Source organism: Geovibrio sp. ADMFC3 (assembly GCF_054687035.1).
Genome location: NZ_BAAFZG010000002.1, coordinates 2,534,872 through 2,551,075, shown reverse-complemented (window position 1 = coordinate 2,551,075; position 16,204 = coordinate 2,534,872). Strand labels below are relative to the sequence as shown.

The following is a 16,204-nucleotide window of genomic DNA, read 5'->3' as shown; positions in this document are numbered from 1 at the left end:
ATCACTGCTTTGTTGAATTTATCTCCAGAGCAAAGCTCTCCTCCCAGCCTTCAAGGAGTTTTTCAAACTCCTCTGCGGGGACAGGTCTGCTGAAGTAGTATCTCTGCGCCAGATCACACTCAAGCTCACGTAAAAGGCGGAGATGGTCCTCATTCTCCACACCCTCCGCCACGACCTCAATTCCTAAGTTGCTAGAAAGCTGAATGACAGAACGGACAATGGAGAGAGAATCCTCACTGGTATCGATCCCCTGGGTGAAGGATTTATCTATTTTAATAGTATCTATAGGTATTCTGGTAAGGTAGCCTATGGAGCTGAACCCTGTTCCGAAGTCATCAATGGCGAAGCTTATCCCCAGTGAGCTGAGTTTATCAAGAATATCCATTGTATTGTCGGTATCAACCATTATCGTGCTTTCTGTAATTTCAAGCTCAAGATGCTTCGGCTCCATGCCGGTCTCCTGAAGCACATTCCGCACAGACATAAAAAGATCCTTCTGTATAAACTGCTTCAGTGAAAGATTCACTGCCACTTTAAGTTTATACCCCATCGAACGCCATCTCATGAGGTCCTCGCAGGATTTTTTCAGCACCCACTGACCGATGGGAACAATAAGTCCGGTTTCTTCTGCTATGGGTATAAACATATCAGGAAATACTCTCCCGAGTTCAGCATTATTCCATCTTATAAGAGCTTCCATGCCCACAAGCTCAAGTGTGCGGAGGTTTATCTTCGGCTGATAATACACCTCAAACTCACCGTTATCCAAAGCTCTGTTCAGTTTTGTTTCCACAATGAGCCTGTCTTTGGCTGTGTCATTAAAGTCTGTGGTATATATCTGAAGCATGCCCCGCCCTTTTGACTTTGCACGGTACATTGCCGCATCGGCGTTTTTGGCGACAGTGAAAACATCTTCGCCATCATCAGGGTAAAAGCTTAAGCCTGCGCTGCATTTGAGAAACAACTCGTAATCATCCACCTGAAACGGCTTTTCAAGCTGCTTAATAACGTTATAGGCGATTGTTACGGCTCTGTTTTTATCGGAAAGATCCTCCACAATAACAGTGTACTCATCTCCTCCAAGGCGGCTTACTGTGATACTGTCACCCACAGTGCCGACTATGCGGTCTGCTATCTTCTGAAGGAGTATGTCCCCAACATTATGTCCAAGAGTGTCGTTAACATTTTTAAACCTGTCGATATCAATGGATATGAGTCCCACATAGTTGTGGTTTTTCTTAGCTCTGGATATAGCCATACTCAGTCTGTCATGGAACAGGTAGCGATTAGGCAGGTTGGTCAGCGGATCATAGTGAGACTGGTACTTTATCTGCTCTTCATATTTTTTTCTTTCAGTTATGTCGTGCATAACGCCAATATAATGTGAGATATTCCCGTTTGAGTCCTTAATGCTAGATATATTAACCAGTGCAGGATAGAGTTCACCGTTTTTGCGCCTGTTCCATATTTCACCCTGCCATGTTCCTGTCTCTTTCAGCGCTCCCCATAGTCCTTTATAAAAGTGGTTGGCATGCCTGCCGGAGCGGAGGATACTGGTTTTATTTCCGATTGCTTCTTCCTCACTGAAGCCTGTAATCCGCAGGAATGCTTTATTAACACTGAGAATAACGCCTCTTGTGTTGGTTATGTAAATTGCCTCAATTGTGTTTTCAAAAACTTTTGAAGCAAGCAGAAGTTTTTCCTCCGACGATTTCCTGTCGGTAATATCTATCCCCTGAAGCACAACGCCGAAACTATTTCCTTCAGTTCCCGCCATTGAGAGGTTCCAAAGAATATATTTCATTTCGCCTGTGCTTATGTTCTTTACTATGGATTCAAAATTAGAAAGCGTATCTGCATCATCCGCCGCTTTCAGAAGCAGTTCTTTAAGCTTTTCACCGGAAAGGCAGGAAAAAATTATTTCAAGGCTTTCTCCGATAGCATCTTGTTCACTTATGCCGGAAAGCTCACCCATGGCTTTGTTGAATATTACAATTTTATTTTCGGTGTCCCACGCAATGAGAGGCACTTTGGCGAAGCTCAGAAAATTGCCCAGATATGCCTGTGTTTCACGCAGTTCCCTGTTCATTGCAGAAACAGCCTCTCCGAGCATGTTAAACTCCTCCACCGGAGTCGGCTCAAAGTCATCTGTGCTGCCGGAAGCGCTTATCTTGTGAGTATAGTCTATAAGATAATGCAGGGAACGCGCGGTCACCCTGTGAAAGCCGTAAACAGAAACTCCGGTCATTATTATAACAAGCAGAATGATGCCGGCTGCCTTGCCTGCTGTCTGTTTTTTCATCATAGCAAGAGACTGGCTTCCGGTAAGCTGATAAATCATCAGCGGAGTTTCGCTGCCTTTCAGAAGAAGAGGTCTGCAGTACGCAGTGAGTGAGCCTGTTGCCCTTAAAACAGTATCAGGTTTCTCGCAGGCTTCCGGAAAAAAATTTGATGCAGTAAATCCGTCAGAAGAGGATATTATTCTGCCTTCTGAAACAAAGGCAACCAACGAACCATCTTCAAATTCCGCCTCGCGTATAATATCCGGCGCTCCGTTTATTATCTTGCCTATGTAAACCCTGCCGAGAACCTGCCCGCTGGAGGGGTGATTAACGGATGAATACCCCAGAATAAAGCTCAGAGGAGCCGAGTTGTCAGGCTTTCTGATTGTATATACCGAACCGCCCGCAGAAACGCTGTTCCCTTTTGTCTGTAAAAAACGGACTATCTCGCTCGTGTCAAAAAACATAGAACCGACATCAATAACATTCGTACCGTCAAATGACACGAAAATCATAATGTCCAGATTTTCCCCTGCGCTTAAATCATATATGGATGCAAAACCGCTCCTGAAATCATCCGAATTAATGTCTGCATTCCTTTCCAGAAGCTGCTTTAAATTTATTCGGAGATCCCTTGTAACCCAGCTGAGATGCTCTATTTCTTTTTCAAAAACCATTGAAGCAGTGTCATGATTACGTTTAAGCAGCCGGGACTGCTCTCTTTTAATGATAATGCCTGCATCAAGGCTGTTCCAAACAAGAATAACCACGGACAGGATTACCGAGAAACCCGTCAGCAGCAGAGCAAGAAATGACGATATCTTAACTGATTTAATTCTATTCATTTTCACCGGAGTACCTGAAGGCTTTCTTTTTTAGTTCTTCTATTTTTTCTGCACTGTCTGATGCGGTGATAAGGCTGAAGTCTCCTGAAAAAATGACAGGAACCTCTTTTTCCATACCGGAAATAACAAGCTTCACCGCTTCTGCCGCCGCTATACTGCTGTCATCATTCATCCGCATGACTGTAAAATCAAGCTCCCCTCTCTCTATCAGCCGCAGTTCCGCTTCACCGCCGCCCCATCCGTTAAGAATAACATTTTCCGCTCCGGAATCTTTCAGGGCTTCCGCCGCACCAAGGGCAATGTCTGTTGAGCATGCAAAAATAAAGTTTATATCCGGATATTTCTTTATAATTTCCCTTGTGGCAGCCCGTGCTTTTTCCAGATTGAAATCGGTAATATACTCTGCCTTTTTAGCATATTCCCCCCGCTCTGCAAGTCTTTCCTCAAAGCCTTTTGTCCTGAGATAGCCCACTTCTCCTTCTGAGCAGTTAAGAACAGCATAAGATGCATTCTGCCCAGCCATCGAAGCGGCGGAATCAGCCAGAACCGCCGAACCGGAAATATGGTCAAACCCTGTATAAAGAAGGGGACGGCGGCGTTCCCACTCCTTAAGAGGTGTAGTCAGGTTCTGTATTATTATTTTATGTCTGCCTTCAAACAACAGCCTGCCCACCGCACTGCGCATCTGAGGGGAATCTGCGGAAACAATAATGAAGTCCGCCCCTGCGGAAGCTGCCTGAGCAAGCTGCGAAACCTGTAATCTGGTATCCCCTGAAGGTTTGCTGTGATAAGTAAGCAGGGTATAGTTTATATTAAGCTCTGACAAACGCTTTTTAAGAGCCCGTTCGCTTCGTCTCCAGTAGTCGGAGGACTGAAGCGCAGGATAAACAACGGCTATTTTCACAGGAGTGGTATTAACGGAATTCAAAGGAACCGGTTCACTGCGTACAATATTGGCAAAATTATCAAATTTCCACGCCTGCTCAGGACTTTTCAGCATGTATTCGGAGACAGTATAAAACGACCGTTCATCAGCAAATGCGGCAAAAGAGGTGAGAAAAACAAACAGAAAGAGAGCCTTAGCCCCTTTCATATTAAACCATCTCCTGAATTTTCGCTATAAGCTCATTCACCATCAGAGGTTTTGTAAAATAACCTTCAACACCAAGTTCTTCAGCCTTGTTACGGTCAAATCGGTCACTGGATGCGGTAAGAACTATAACATGTACATCCGGCAGGGTTTTACGGATCTCTTCTATCATGGCCAACCCTTCCATGTGGGGCATACGGAGATCCGTCAGAATAACGTCAGGCTTTTCAGTAACCGCAGTTTCAAGTCCCTTAAGACCGTCAGGTGCACTCAGCACTCTTCTGAATGTACGCTTCAATCTAAGCTCCAATGCATTGGCAACTGCCGGATCATCTTCAACGATAAGTACAGATATATCTTTCATTTAATCCTTCCGCCCGATAAAACCATCATGTTTTGAGCTTATATCAAAACACTTTATCTGATAATATTATACTACTGCAAAATTCTTACGGCAATAAATTAAGGAAATGGAAATGGAATTTCAGAGTTCTCTGACGCTGAAAACATTATGAAGCTCAAGCTCCTCCATAAGTGTTATCAGTTTTTTGTCACCGGCGGCAACCGTAAGCTCAATCTTATCAATATTAATGAGCTTAAGCATGTACCCGATAATTGATGAAGTAATGGAAACTGAATCCAAGAAGCGTATATCAATACTGCGGCATCCTGAATCAACAAGTTCCTGAAGAGAATTTTTTACGGTGAGGTAATCATCTATACTTTTAATATTCCCTTTTATTTTAACACTGTTCTCTTCAACAGATACTTGAGCCATGGACACCCTCCTCACTTTTATATAAATACGCTGTATTGAATCATTTTTAACAATATAACATGGTTAATTTTAACATCAAAGAAAAATTACCATCAAAAATATTGATTTTAAACATTAGCTTTAAAAATTGCACGTTTAAAATCTTCCTATTGACCGTTTAATCGGGAAGTTGTACTGAACATCAATGAATGAAAATTTTCAATCCACGGAGAAAGCCGGCATCATTTATATGCTTCTTGCCTCGGCGTTTTTCTCCACTATGGGATACTATGTTAAAATTCTCGGACAAACACTCGGTACGGGTGAAATTGTTTTTTTCAGAAACCTGATAGGGCTTCTGATAATAGTTCCAAGCCTGATAGCACGTCCATCCGGAACAAAGGGCGGAAAGCCGTTCATGCTTGCCATGAGAGGTGTTTTCGGATTTCTCGCCCTGTTTTTTTATTTTTACTCCATAAGTGTTTTGCCTCTGGGTACGGCAGCGACACTCACCAAGATTGATCCTATTTTCACTGCTATTCTTGCTTTCTTCCTGCTTAAGGAAAAACAGGGGATTTTGATCTGGGGAGGACTTATAACAGGATTCCTCGGCGTTGTCATGCTTATGCGACCGGAAACGGGCGGAATCAATGCGGGAAGCCTCAGCGCTCTTTTAAGCGGACTTTTTGCCGCAGCCGCTTACACAACAGTCAGAAACCTTCGTGAGTATTACTCACCCAGAGCAGTTGTAGCCTCATTCGCTGCAGCAGGAGTAATAGGTCCGCCAATTGTTTATGCGGCAATTTATTACACTCCTCTGGGAAATGAAGCCCTTAGGGGGCTTTTTCACAGACTTCCGTCAGGTGCTTATGAATGGTACTGCATTATAATGGTAGGGCTGCTTGCCACTGTTTCACAGTATTTTCTTACAAAAGCCTACTCCCTCGCCAGAGCCTCAATCGCCGCTTCAGTGAGTTACTCCGGTCTCTTTTTTGCCACCTTGGCAGGCATAATGGCGGGCGATAAAATACCTGATTTTATAGGAATATGTGGTATACTATTTATAGCATTAAGCGGTATGACAGTACACTTCAGTCAGAAACGGAGGAATTGATGGACAAAGCAAGAACCGTAACCATGAAAGGCAACCCAGTAACACTCGTCGGAAATGAAATCAAAATCGGAGACAAAGCTCCCATGTTCACCGTGCTTGACGGCGGCATGCAGCCTGTCACCCTTGACACTTATAAAGGAAAAATAAAAGTAATAAGTGTTACCCCATCACTGGATACGCCGGTCTGCGATCTTCAGCTCCGCAGATTCAACAGTGAAATAGCGGCAATGGGCGACAAATATGCAGTAATAAATGTCAGCATGGATCTTCCCTTCGCTATCAAGCGGTTCTGCACCACCGCAGGCATAGAAAACGCTGTTGCTGCAAGCGACCACAAAGAAGCTGCATTCGGAACTGCATACGGTGTGCTTATTAAAGAACTCCGCCTGCTTGCCAGAGCAGTTTTCGTTGCAGATGAGAACGATAACATAACCTATGTTGAATATGTGCCGGAAGTTACTTCCAGCCCTGATTTCGACAAGCTTATAGCTTTCCTGAAGAAATAGTAAATGATAGCGCATGGAATAGCAGCCCCCCGGCGGGGCTGCGCCGTGCGGATATAAAAAATCTTTTTCCCGCCGTTATCCCCTGCTTTTTTTCATGTTAATAACGGCATCCGCCACAAAAAGACCCACGCAAACCCATATCAGCCCGAAGGTTGCTCCATGAACCGGTGTGAACGGCTCGGAATAGACAAACACTCCGATAAGCAAATGGAGAGTCGGTATTGTAAACTGAAAAATTCCTATTGTTATAAGTTTTAGCCTTTTCACAGCAAATGCAAACCCCAAAAGCGGTGCAGAAGTAACTATTCCGGAAAGAATGAATAAGGAATCATACATGCCTGAAAAATGAGCAAAACTCCCTGCTGATACTGTTTCAAGGTAAAGCAGATAACCCAATGCGACAGGAAACATCATAAGAGTCTCCGCCAGAAGACCGGGAACGGGCAGAACCTTAACATGTTTTCTCAGCGCCCCGTAAGCTGCAAAGCTGAACGCAAGGCTTATTGATGCCCATGGAAAGCTCTTCAGACCGGAAGCATAAATAATAACCCCTGCTGCGGCAAGCACTACTGCTGTAACCTGAAGTTTATTCAGTTTTTCCTTAAAAATAAGAATGCCGAACAGCATGCTGACAAACGGATTCATGTAGTAACCGAGACTCGCCTGGAGTATGTGTCCAGTATTCACAGAAATTATGAAAACACCCCAGTTTATGCTTATGGCAATGGATGAAAGGAAAAGAAGAAAGAAGGTTTTCCTGTCGGTAAATACAGCTATCAGTTCACCGAACCTATGCTGAACAAGAATTATGAGAAAAAGAAAAAAGAACGACCATACAAGGCGGTGTGCAAGCACCTCAACGCCGGAAGACTGGTCAAACAGCTTCCAGAAAACAGGGCTCAGACCCCAGAATATATATGATGCCAGACCGGCATATAGCCCGGCGGTTTTATTGCTCATTGCTTATCAAATCAAAATAACCTGTTTCAAAATTATAGTTATATACCTCCCCGGTGGATATTATGTAATACCAGCCGTAGAGAGTAAGCTCACCCTTGTTCACCCTTTCTTTGATATATGGATATGTGAGAAGGTTGCGCACCTGATGGATTACATTTACCTGCTCAGTGACCCATTCACGCCTGCCCGCATCATCACCGCATATTTCAGCGACTTTTTTCTTGACGGGGGCAGCCAACTCCAGCCATTTCTTAACCTTTGGCACATTCACCAAAGACTCTTCTGACTGATAAAGAGCAGAACATCCTCCGCAGTTGGAGTGCCCGCAAACTATTATATTCTGAACATTCAATATGTTGACGGCGTATTCCACAGCACTTGTTGTGGCAACATAGTCAGAAGTTTCCCTGTATGGGGGAACCATGTTTGCTATGTTGCGGACAACGAAAAGCTCACCGGGCATAGTGCGGGTAATAAGACTAGGAACCACACGGGAGTCAGAACACCCCACAAAAAGAGTATGGGGACTCTGCCTGCTGCCGAGATTTTCAAACAGCTCACGGTGATCAGCATAATCTTCGTCACGGAAGCGGACAACGCCGTCAAACAGCTCTTTCACAGGTATCAGCTCTTCATGTTTACATATTGAAGGGGCATACCTATATCAGCAGATTTAAGAAACTGAATAACCTCCTGAAGGTCATCAATCTTCTTGCCCTGCACCCTGACTTTATCATCCATGATGGAAGCCTGAACCTTAAGCTTAGAGTCTTTGATCATTTTAACGATCTTTTTGCTTACTTCTTTATCAAGCCCTTCCTTAACAACAACATCCCTTTTAAACTGCCTGTTGCCGGTTGGCTCAGGTTCCTTAAAATCCAGACAGTCCGGGTCTATGGAGCGTTTAATCACGGCGCCGATAAGCATCTCACGGAGAGCCTTTATCTTCATGTCATCGCTTGTGACCATGTGAATCTTTTTATCCTTTTTATTAAGCTCAATTGTTGTATTAGAACCTTTGAAATCGTACCTGTTGTCGATCTCCTTCTTAAGGATGTTTACAGCGTTGTCCAGTTCCTGACCGTCAACTTCGCTGACCACGTCAAAAGATGGCATAATGTCCTCCGAAATATATTAACCCTTTATTATATCCGTGTATGCCATGATTTTCAAATACATAATTGCATAACCGGATAACGTAAAAAGGCGAAGCCGAAGCTCCGCCTTATATATCTAAGGGATTTACTCTGTTTATTTATCGAAAGCGATGAATCTTCCGCTGCCTCTGCTGACAACTTTGAGGAAAACAACGTCGCCCTCTTTCACTTTGTCATATTTGGCATAGAAGTCTTCCGCTGATTTCACAGACTGCCTGTTAATCCAGAGAACGATATCGCCATTACGAAGACCGGCATTAAAAGCGTTTGTTGTTTCATCTATGGATGTAACAACCACACCGCCTTCCACACCGAATTTTTTGGCAGTGGCTTCATCGACCTCTTTAACGGCTATGGGTCTGGAAACATCAGGTTCAGCAGGTGATACACTTCCGCTTGCACCGTCTTTTCTCACACCGAGCTTAACGGGAATCTCACGTTTTTTACCGTCTCTGATAACAGTGAGCTTAACGGTGGTGTTAGGTTCATAGCCCCCGATTATATTTATCAGTTCTCTGTTATCTTTAATTGGTTTGCCGTTGATAGCCACAACCACGTCTCCGGCTTTCACCCCTGCTTTGTCGGCCGGGTCGCCTTTAACCACATCAGCAATGAGCGCACCTTCGTCATTTTCAAGTCCGAGCCCCTGAGCTATCTTTTCATCAAGTGACTGAACAGTAACTCCAAGCCAGCCTCTGTCAACCTTGCCTTTTTTCAGTTTAGGCAGAATGTCTTTAAGCATATTCACAGGAACAGCAAATCCCAGCCCCTGACCGGAGGGGATTATTGCGGTGTTGATAGCCACTACCTCACTGTTGAGGTTAAGAAGAGGACCGCCGGAGTTTCCGGGGTTAATGGAGGCGTCAGTCTGCATGAAGTTATCATACGGACCGCTGCCGAGGGCCCTCGCCTTGCCGCTGATTATTCCTGCTGTAACTGTCCATTCCAGCCCGAGGGGGTTCCCTATCGCAACAACCCAGTCACCTATCTCCGCAGAATCTGAATCTGCAAGCTTAAGAGCGGTCAGCTTAACGCCTTTAGGGTCAATTTTAATAAGGGCAAGGTCTGTCATCGGGTCTTTTCCCACAACTTCAGCCTTGAATTCATGTTTATCATTAAGCTTTATGACTATCTCGTCAGCGCCGTCAATAACGTGATTATTTGTGACTATAAGCCCCGCAGCATCAATAACGAAACCTGAACCCAGAGCGCTTGTTTTATATTCTCTCGGCTTCCCGCCGCTGTCCGGCACATTAAACTGGTCTCCAAAGAATTTCCTGAAAAAGTCATCATGAAACATGTCAGGCATTTTTCTGGTCACAGTTTTTGTAGTCGATATATTCACTACGCCGTCACGGGTTTTCTTAACAACCTCGGAAAAGCTTTCGGGCGCAGCATAAACCGCTGCGGCAGTTGAAAAAACAATCAGCATTGTCAAAAGAGCGGTAATTTTTTTTACCATATTATGGTTCCTCCTTGAAGGCAAGTCTGGCGACAACTTTTTCCATCTGCGGAAAAGGTATTGTTCCCACCACTGTATAAAGGATGTCACCAACTTTTTTTCTGTAAACATAATTCCCGTATAAAATACGGGCGGAATCTTTTATCTGTGCTTCCGTTTTACTTATAAAAACGGAAAACTTGTTTAACCCGTCAGAGTAGAGCGTCTGAATTGTTCCGTCATCCAGTTCTTTTTTGAACACCGCCCGGAAACCGGGGAATTCATCTCTTCCGGCGGATAAAGCGGGCTGCGGTCTTTCGATTACAGGTTTAAGCTCACCATCCCTGTCCTCAAAGCTGTAAGCGTAGATCAATTTACCGTCAGGGTCGTAAACCTCCCTGCGGAGAATCTGGTCCCACTTCTCATCAACAAGGAGAACGTGCCTGAACCTGTCCGGCAGCAAAGGGGTAATGTCATACTGAGCGACATCATGCCCGTTATACTTCATGCCGTAATCGATTTTAATGTTGTAATAGTCCTTCTGCACCTTATCCAGTTCCAGATGTTTTTCCTTGAGTCTGGACGCAAGATCATGAAGAGCGGAGTGCCCCGCACCCAGATTTTCAAGAAGAAAGGTCGAATAAGCCCTTTCGTCCACGGCGATCTTGAAGAAAACCTTCATATCGCCGCCATAAGAGACAAAAGGTATAAGAAGGATCAAAAAAATAATTTTTGTCATTGTCCGAAGTTGACTACTCCGAATTCTTCGTTTGAGCCGTCATATGTGCTGGCGACATGCTCAAATACGTAACGTTCCAGTTTTTCGTTGCCCGATGCCACAGTTTCTGCCTCAAGCGGATTCATCACTGCAAAAGCCATAAGCCCCGCAAGAAGTGCAACCGCCACAGAACTGAATCCTATGACTTTTTTCCTGCCTTTGGCGATAGGTACAACAGCCTCGCCGGAGTCCGACATCACGGAAGCCATAATTGAGGAAGTGAAGTCCACTTCTTCTGTTACTGTAAAGCTTTCCGTAATCATTGAACCCAGAGTGTAAAACTCTGAAAGTTCGTTTCTGCATGGAGCGCATTTCTTAAGGTGCGCTTCCACAGCGGCGGACTCAAACTGCGAACATTCACCGTCTACATAAGCTGACAACAATTTACGATGTTTTGTACAGTCCATCTGCAAGCCCCTGTTTTATGAGTCTTTCTTTTATAATATTACGTGCGTTGAACAGCCTGCTTCTGACTGTTCCCAGCGGAATATTGAGCATTTCCGCTATTTCTTCATAGCTCATGTCCTCCACTTCACGGAGGATAATCACCACCCTGAGTCTGTCCGGCAGAGAGTCAACGAACATGCGGACATAACGTTTCATCTCCTCTTTCAGTGTAAGCTCTTCCGGACTTTCGCCGGAGGATATGTTTTCAAAGAAGCTGGATTCATCATCATCCGACTCCACATCAAGAACACGCTTTTCTTTTTCAAAGTGGTTCAGCGCCATGTTAAGGGCGATACGTTTTATCCATGGATAAAACTGGGAGCGGTTATTCAGGGTATCCAGCTTTCTGAAAGCTCTTAAAAAGCTTTCCTGTACAATATCTTCTGCCAGTTCTCTGTTTTTCACCATATGAAGAACAGTGCTGAAAAGCTTGGACTGGTATTTACGGATGAGCAGCTCGTACGACGCTGCGTCCCCGCCTATTACCTTTTCTACTACGAGAGCATCTCCCATTTATGTCCTCCTGCTTACTTTGATAAGCATCGGCTTTAAAAGTTCATTGCCGTAAAAAAAATTTATTCCTTCGGTCTGAATATCGCAAGGCGTTCTACTGTCTTTACAAAAAAAAGACTGTCTAAACATTTATTCTACTTGATATTGGCACAGGGATCAATAGACTATACAAAAGCTGTGAAAAGGCTAATCAATTACGGAGCTGATAATATTATGAACAAAAAATTTATACCGGTTGCAATAATCATTCTTCTTGCTGTCCTTTATGTCGGGGCATCTGCTTATATCAAACAGAGAATAGTCTCTGAAATCAATGATTTCACTGCATCAGCAGGCTTCAGTGAAGAGATAAAATATGAATCTCTCAGCGTAAACCCCGTCTCTATGAGCGGTAAGCTTAAGCAGGTTTCCTTTAATGACGCCGAACTCAAATTTAATGCAGATGAGTTCAGCTTCAATGTACTCAGCAACAAAGGCAGAATATCAAACCTTTCTGTGGCTAACGGTGAGGAAACTATAAATATTGATGAAATCGACATTCTTAAGTTTGAAAAAGAGGACGGAGTGCCCAAATCCGTTGATATAAATGTTACTGCTCTCCACCTGCCCATCAGTGATGAAGAGATAAAAAGCAAGCTTGGCAAAGATGAAGTCACAGTGGATATCCAGATTTCCACAAATGCAGATTTCAAAAATATGGTTTATGAATACAGCAAGCTTAACTTTCTGGCAGAAGGTCTGGGCGACATGAAGATGAACCTTACTTTCAGCGGCGTGGATATAAAAAGCTACTCAAAATACAGTTCCGCAAACCCTGATTCTCTTCAGAATAATGAAGAGTTCAGCAAAAAAGTTCAGGAAGATATATCTAAGCTTAAGATAAACAGCCTTAAGGTCGAACTCACTGACAAGGGTTTTATAGAAAAGCTTTTCCTTCAGCCCGAAGAAGGAGATAACTCCACTGTTGAGGAACGCAGACAGAAGCTTATGGAAGGGGCTGACGAAAAAATAGCCGAGATTGAATCTCCTTTTGAGAAACAGTTTTCAGAGGATATGAAGAACTTTATACTCGAAGGCAAAAAAGAGATAATAGTCACCATGAACCCCGCAGAGCCTGTAAGCCTTCAGCAGATAATGCTCAGCAGCATGATGAACGGCAGTGTTGATGAAATAGTCGGCATGACAGGTCTTAAATACGAAATGAAATAGATACCCCCGGGTAAACCCGGGGTTCTATGCTTTCGCCATGCTATCGCATGTTTTTTACAGCTCAATCTTGAGCTGTCCTGAATCCTGTTGCCCTTGCATTTCGACGTAATTTTTAATTACGTCTTCATTCAAACCAATACTGCTAACGAAGTAGCCTGGCGACCACACTATATTTTCATTCCAGTATACTTTTTCTAACCAATCAAAAAATTTTCGCATACGGGAAGCCAATTGGCTTTTTAATCTACCCATAACATCTGAAATACTATATTTGGGAGGAATAATTATAACCATATGCAAATGATCTAAGTCAAAGCCAATGGCTTCTATTTCAACGCCAGGCATACTTCTCAATAAACTGGGCAACGTTTTACGAATATAAGAACAGACACCAGGCTTCAGGATCTTTCGACGGTATTTACAAACCCAAACTACATGATATTTCAAGTAATAAGCACTGTGAGAGGTCTTAATGATTTCCATAGAAAAGTATACCGTCGAAAGGCTCATTCATCCACGCTTAAAAGCGTGGTGTTCTGTCTTCGACCGCATAAACACAGTACGGGCGGTCAGAAATGGCTGCCCTTTTCTTTCTTTTTCCTCTTTTGAACCCTATCTCTTTTTAAACCAAATAACAAAATCTTTCGTTTTATTAGATTAAAATTTTTAACTAACCATTCAATTCATTCTGAATCAGCCGGATTCATTATGAATTGCATTTTGAATACGCCATTCTCTTCTTACAGATAAATAATTGATAATACAGCCCTTATATTTAGGCACACTGATTGCTTACTATTAATTCAGTTTATTTATAGGAGGACATATATGTCTATCTCAAGAAGAAACTTCATTAAAAAAGCCACAGTAGTTGCAGGTGCGGCAACTATCGGTGCGATGCTGCCTGATGCAGTAAACGCAGCACCCGTTCAGGTTCCCAAAAAGTGGGATTATGAAACAGAAATAGTTGTGGTTGGATTCGGAGGCGCAGGCGCATGCGCTGCAATCGAAGCGGCGAACGCCGGAACCTCAGTAATAATTCTCGAAAAACAGGTAGAGAAAACACACTATTCAAACAGCCGTATGTCAGGCGGTATATTCCACTCAACCAAAAAAGAATATAACCGTGAAGCATTAAAACAATACGCTCTCGCCCTGTTCTCCGGTCAGAACCTTCCGTGGAAGCTTGAAAGCGAAGAAGACCCTATAGTTGCGGACGGTCTGGCTGATCTCTGGGCAGACTATATCCCCAGCATCATTCCCTGGTTCCAGTCAATTGACCCTGCATTCAGCCCCACAATGGGCTCCTTTGTGAGCAAAGGCGCATCATTCCCCGACTTTCCCGGTGCTAAGGAGTGCGGTTATTCAGTTCATACCAGTTCTTTTTCCGGTTTTACACGCTCAATGACTGCTACAAAAGATCTTCCCTATCTTCAGAAAGAAAACGGTGAAGCTTTCTTCGCCCTTCTCAAAAAAGGTGTTGTTGATCGTAAAGACAAAATTAAAGTCTTTTATGAATCACCCGCTGCTGAACTTGTTCAAAACGACAAAGGAGAAATTGTCGGTGTTATTGCGGATCAGAAAGGTAAAGCGATATCCATCAAAGCTAAAAAAGCTGTAATCCTTACCTGCGGCGGTTATGAATATAACTTTGAAATGCGCAGAGCATTCCTTGAAGGTCAGGGAACAGAAGGCTGGGCATTCTACGGCACAACAGCAAACACAGGCGATGGTATATCTATGGCTATGAAAGTCGGCGCCGGTCTTGCCAAAGTCGGTAAAGCAGCTTCCCGTCTGATCGCTGCTCCTCCTGTACGCCATAACGGACTTAAAATAGGCATTATCACCCCCGCAGTTGGACGTCCTCACTCAATAATGGTCAACGCCTTCGGAAACAGGTATCTGGCTGAAACAAAAATCACAGACGACCCCAGCCGTTACTTTTCATATAAAGAAGCAGTTCACTTTGATATAGACACTCTCCGTTACCCCAACAGCCCGTCATGGCTGATCATGGACCAGCAGATAATAGACGCCGGTCCTCTGACAAATATGGCTATATCAACATCAGCTTATGACTTCCTGCCATGGACAAAAGATAATCAGGATGCAATCAAACGCGGATGGATCATGAAGGCAGACACTCTTGAAGAGCTTGCCGAAATGATTAAAAATCATCCGGAAAATAAAGAACAGATGGTACCTGAAAACCTTAAAATGGCAGTGAGTAAGTTTAATGAAGCATGCGCTGCCGGAGAAGATAAAGAGTTCGGACGCCGTAAAGCGACTCTGAAGCCCGTTGAAAAAGCACCCTACTATGCAATGCCGCTTTATGCCGGCGGTCCCAACACCAAAGGCGGAATAAAATGCAATGCAAAACGTCAGGTTCTTGAGTGGACAGGTAAAGTTATACCACGCCTCTATACCGCAGGGGAAATATCATCAGCCCTTAAGTTCGTCTATCAGGGCGGCGGTAACATTACAGAATGTGTGGTAATGGGACGTGCAGCAGGCAGGAATGCCGCTGAAGAAAAAGCTCTGTAGCACCAGTACCAAAACTAATAAGCATCAGGTTCCTCCCTGCATAGTCGGGGAGGAATCAAATTAAAATTTATTAAAGGTGGATAATGAAAATCTCAACCTTATTGATATTTATATTGATATTGGCTTTTTCCGTTTTCGCAGCAGCGCAGAAATCACCGTCAGAAGGAGACAACAGACTGGCAGACCGCCATGTTTCCGAATATGGAAACTCATGTGCGGACTGTCACTCAACCGATGCTCCTTCAAGTGCTCCTGAAACAGAAAAATGTCTCGACTGCCACGGCAGTTATGAAGATCTTGCAGCACTGACTGCAAATCCGGAGGAGGAAATAAACCCTCATGCAAGCCACTATGGACCGCTTCCCTGCAACAATTGCCATAAGTCACACGGGCAATCAGTTTTACTCTGTGACCAGTGCCACAATTTTGCAGTAAAAGTTCCATAATGTTAATCCCTCCCCCTTGGGAGGGATCCTTTCCATTATAAGCTATTTATGCTATAATTATGCCATGAAGAAACTCATTTTATTAATTTCATTTTTTTTGTCAGTTACAGCTTTT

The 16,204-nt window shown here is 43.8% G+C and carries 17 protein-coding genes; 5 read left to right on the top strand and 12 right to left on the bottom strand.

Annotated elements, in window-relative coordinates; all coding sequences use genetic code 11:
* Position 1 precedes the first annotated feature (1 nt).
* The 4 genes from ACYRYY_RS12465 to ACYRYY_RS12450 all read right to left on the bottom strand — a co-directional run bounded on the left by ACYRYY_RS12465 (position 2) and on the right by ACYRYY_RS12450 (position 4,995).
* Positions 2 to 3,127, bottom strand: a complete 3,126-nt coding sequence (locus ACYRYY_RS12465) for an EAL domain-containing protein (protein ID WP_460215930.1) — start codon at positions 3,125 to 3,127, stop codon at positions 2 to 4.
* Positions 3,120 to 4,220: a substrate-binding domain-containing protein gene (locus ACYRYY_RS12460; protein WP_460215929.1), complete on the bottom strand. Its 1,101-nt coding sequence runs from the start codon at positions 4,218 to 4,220 to the stop codon at positions 3,120 to 3,122. Before ACYRYY_RS12460 ends, ACYRYY_RS12465 begins: the two co-directional genes overlap by 8 nt.
* A 1-nt stretch (position 4,221) precedes the next feature.
* On the bottom strand, positions 4,222 to 4,581 hold the full coding sequence (locus ACYRYY_RS12455; protein ID WP_460215928.1) for a response regulator: 360 nt from the start codon (positions 4,579 to 4,581) through the stop codon (positions 4,222 to 4,224).
* Between the two features lie 120 nt (positions 4,582 to 4,701).
* Complete coding sequence (locus ACYRYY_RS12450; RefSeq protein WP_460215927.1) at positions 4,702 to 4,995, bottom strand: hypothetical protein; 294 nt, start codon at positions 4,993 to 4,995, stop codon at positions 4,702 to 4,704.
* Positions 4,996 to 5,179: 184 nt separating this feature from the next.
* Here ACYRYY_RS12450 and ACYRYY_RS12445 point away from each other — a divergent pair, with 184 nt between their 5' ends.
* Together ACYRYY_RS12445 and tpx are read left to right on the top strand one after the other, a co-directional pair.
* Positions 5,180 to 6,088, top strand: coding sequence for a DMT family transporter (locus ACYRYY_RS12445; RefSeq protein ID WP_460215926.1), 909 nt, complete (start codon positions 5,180 to 5,182; stop codon positions 6,086 to 6,088).
* Positions 6,088 to 6,594 carry a thiol peroxidase gene (gene tpx, locus ACYRYY_RS12440; protein WP_460215925.1) on the top strand — a complete coding sequence of 169 codons (507 nt, stop codon included), beginning with the start codon at positions 6,088 to 6,090 and terminating at the stop codon, positions 6,592 to 6,594. The genes ACYRYY_RS12445 and tpx overlap by 1 nt, the downstream gene beginning before the upstream one ends.
* Positions 6,595 to 6,669: 75 nt before the next feature.
* On the opposite strand, the gene rarD is transcribed toward tpx, so the two are convergent.
* The 7 genes from rarD to ACYRYY_RS12405 form a co-directional block, all read right to left on the bottom strand.
* Complete coding sequence (gene rarD, locus ACYRYY_RS12435) at positions 6,670 to 7,554, bottom strand: EamA family transporter RarD (protein WP_460215924.1); 885 nt, start codon at positions 7,552 to 7,554, stop codon at positions 6,670 to 6,672.
* Complete coding sequence (locus ACYRYY_RS12430) at positions 7,544 to 8,173, bottom strand: carbonic anhydrase (protein ID WP_460215923.1); 630 nt, start codon at positions 8,171 to 8,173, stop codon at positions 7,544 to 7,546. The genes rarD and ACYRYY_RS12430 overlap by 11 nt, the downstream gene beginning before the upstream one ends.
* A gap of 5 nt (positions 8,174 to 8,178) precedes the next feature.
* Positions 8,179 to 8,670 carry a YajQ family cyclic di-GMP-binding protein gene (locus ACYRYY_RS12425; RefSeq protein WP_460215922.1) on the bottom strand — a complete coding sequence of 164 codons (492 nt, stop codon included), beginning with the start codon at positions 8,668 to 8,670 and terminating at the stop codon, positions 8,179 to 8,181.
* Between the two features lie 135 nt (positions 8,671 to 8,805).
* Entirely contained in the window at positions 8,806 to 10,173 is a 1,368-nt protein-coding gene (locus tag ACYRYY_RS12420; RefSeq protein ID WP_460215921.1) for a DegQ family serine endoprotease, read from the bottom strand.
* 1 nt (position 10,174) lies between these two features.
* Positions 10,175 to 10,834: a MucB/RseB C-terminal domain-containing protein gene (locus ACYRYY_RS12415; RefSeq protein ID WP_460215920.1), complete on the bottom strand. Its 660-nt coding sequence runs from the start codon at positions 10,832 to 10,834 to the stop codon at positions 10,175 to 10,177.
* Positions 10,835 to 10,887: 53 nt separating this feature from the next.
* Positions 10,888 to 11,337 (bottom strand): zf-HC2 domain-containing protein, encoded by a 450-nt coding sequence (locus ACYRYY_RS12410; protein WP_460215919.1) that lies wholly within the window; start codon positions 11,335 to 11,337, stop codon positions 10,888 to 10,890.
* Positions 11,315 to 11,890, bottom strand: coding sequence for a sigma-70 family RNA polymerase sigma factor (locus tag ACYRYY_RS12405; protein WP_460215918.1), 576 nt, complete (start codon positions 11,888 to 11,890; stop codon positions 11,315 to 11,317). The genes ACYRYY_RS12410 and ACYRYY_RS12405 overlap by 23 nt, the downstream gene beginning before the upstream one ends.
* Before the next feature lie 213 nt (positions 11,891 to 12,103).
* Between ACYRYY_RS12405 and ACYRYY_RS12400 the strand changes: the two genes are divergently transcribed.
* Entirely contained in the window at positions 12,104 to 13,099 is a 996-nt protein-coding gene (locus ACYRYY_RS12400; RefSeq protein ID WP_460215917.1) for a hypothetical protein, read from the top strand.
* Between the two features lie 54 nt (positions 13,100 to 13,153).
* On the opposite strand, the gene tnpA is transcribed toward ACYRYY_RS12400, so the two are convergent.
* Entirely contained in the window at positions 13,154 to 13,582 is a 429-nt protein-coding gene (gene tnpA / locus ACYRYY_RS12395) for an IS200/IS605 family transposase (RefSeq protein ID WP_460213496.1), read from the bottom strand.
* Positions 13,583 to 13,927: 345 nt separating this feature from the next.
* Here tnpA and ACYRYY_RS12390 point away from each other — a divergent pair, with 345 nt between their 5' ends.
* Both ACYRYY_RS12390 and ACYRYY_RS12385 read left to right on the top strand, forming a co-directional pair.
* On the top strand, positions 13,928 to 15,643 hold the full coding sequence (locus tag ACYRYY_RS12390; RefSeq protein ID WP_460215916.1) for an FAD-dependent oxidoreductase: 1,716 nt from the start codon (positions 13,928 to 13,930) through the stop codon (positions 15,641 to 15,643).
* 83 nt (positions 15,644 to 15,726) lie between these two features.
* Positions 15,727 to 16,089, top strand: a complete 363-nt coding sequence (locus ACYRYY_RS12385; RefSeq protein WP_460215915.1) for a cytochrome c3 family protein — start codon at positions 15,727 to 15,729, stop codon at positions 16,087 to 16,089.
* Positions 16,090 to 16,204: the final 115 nt, after the last annotated feature.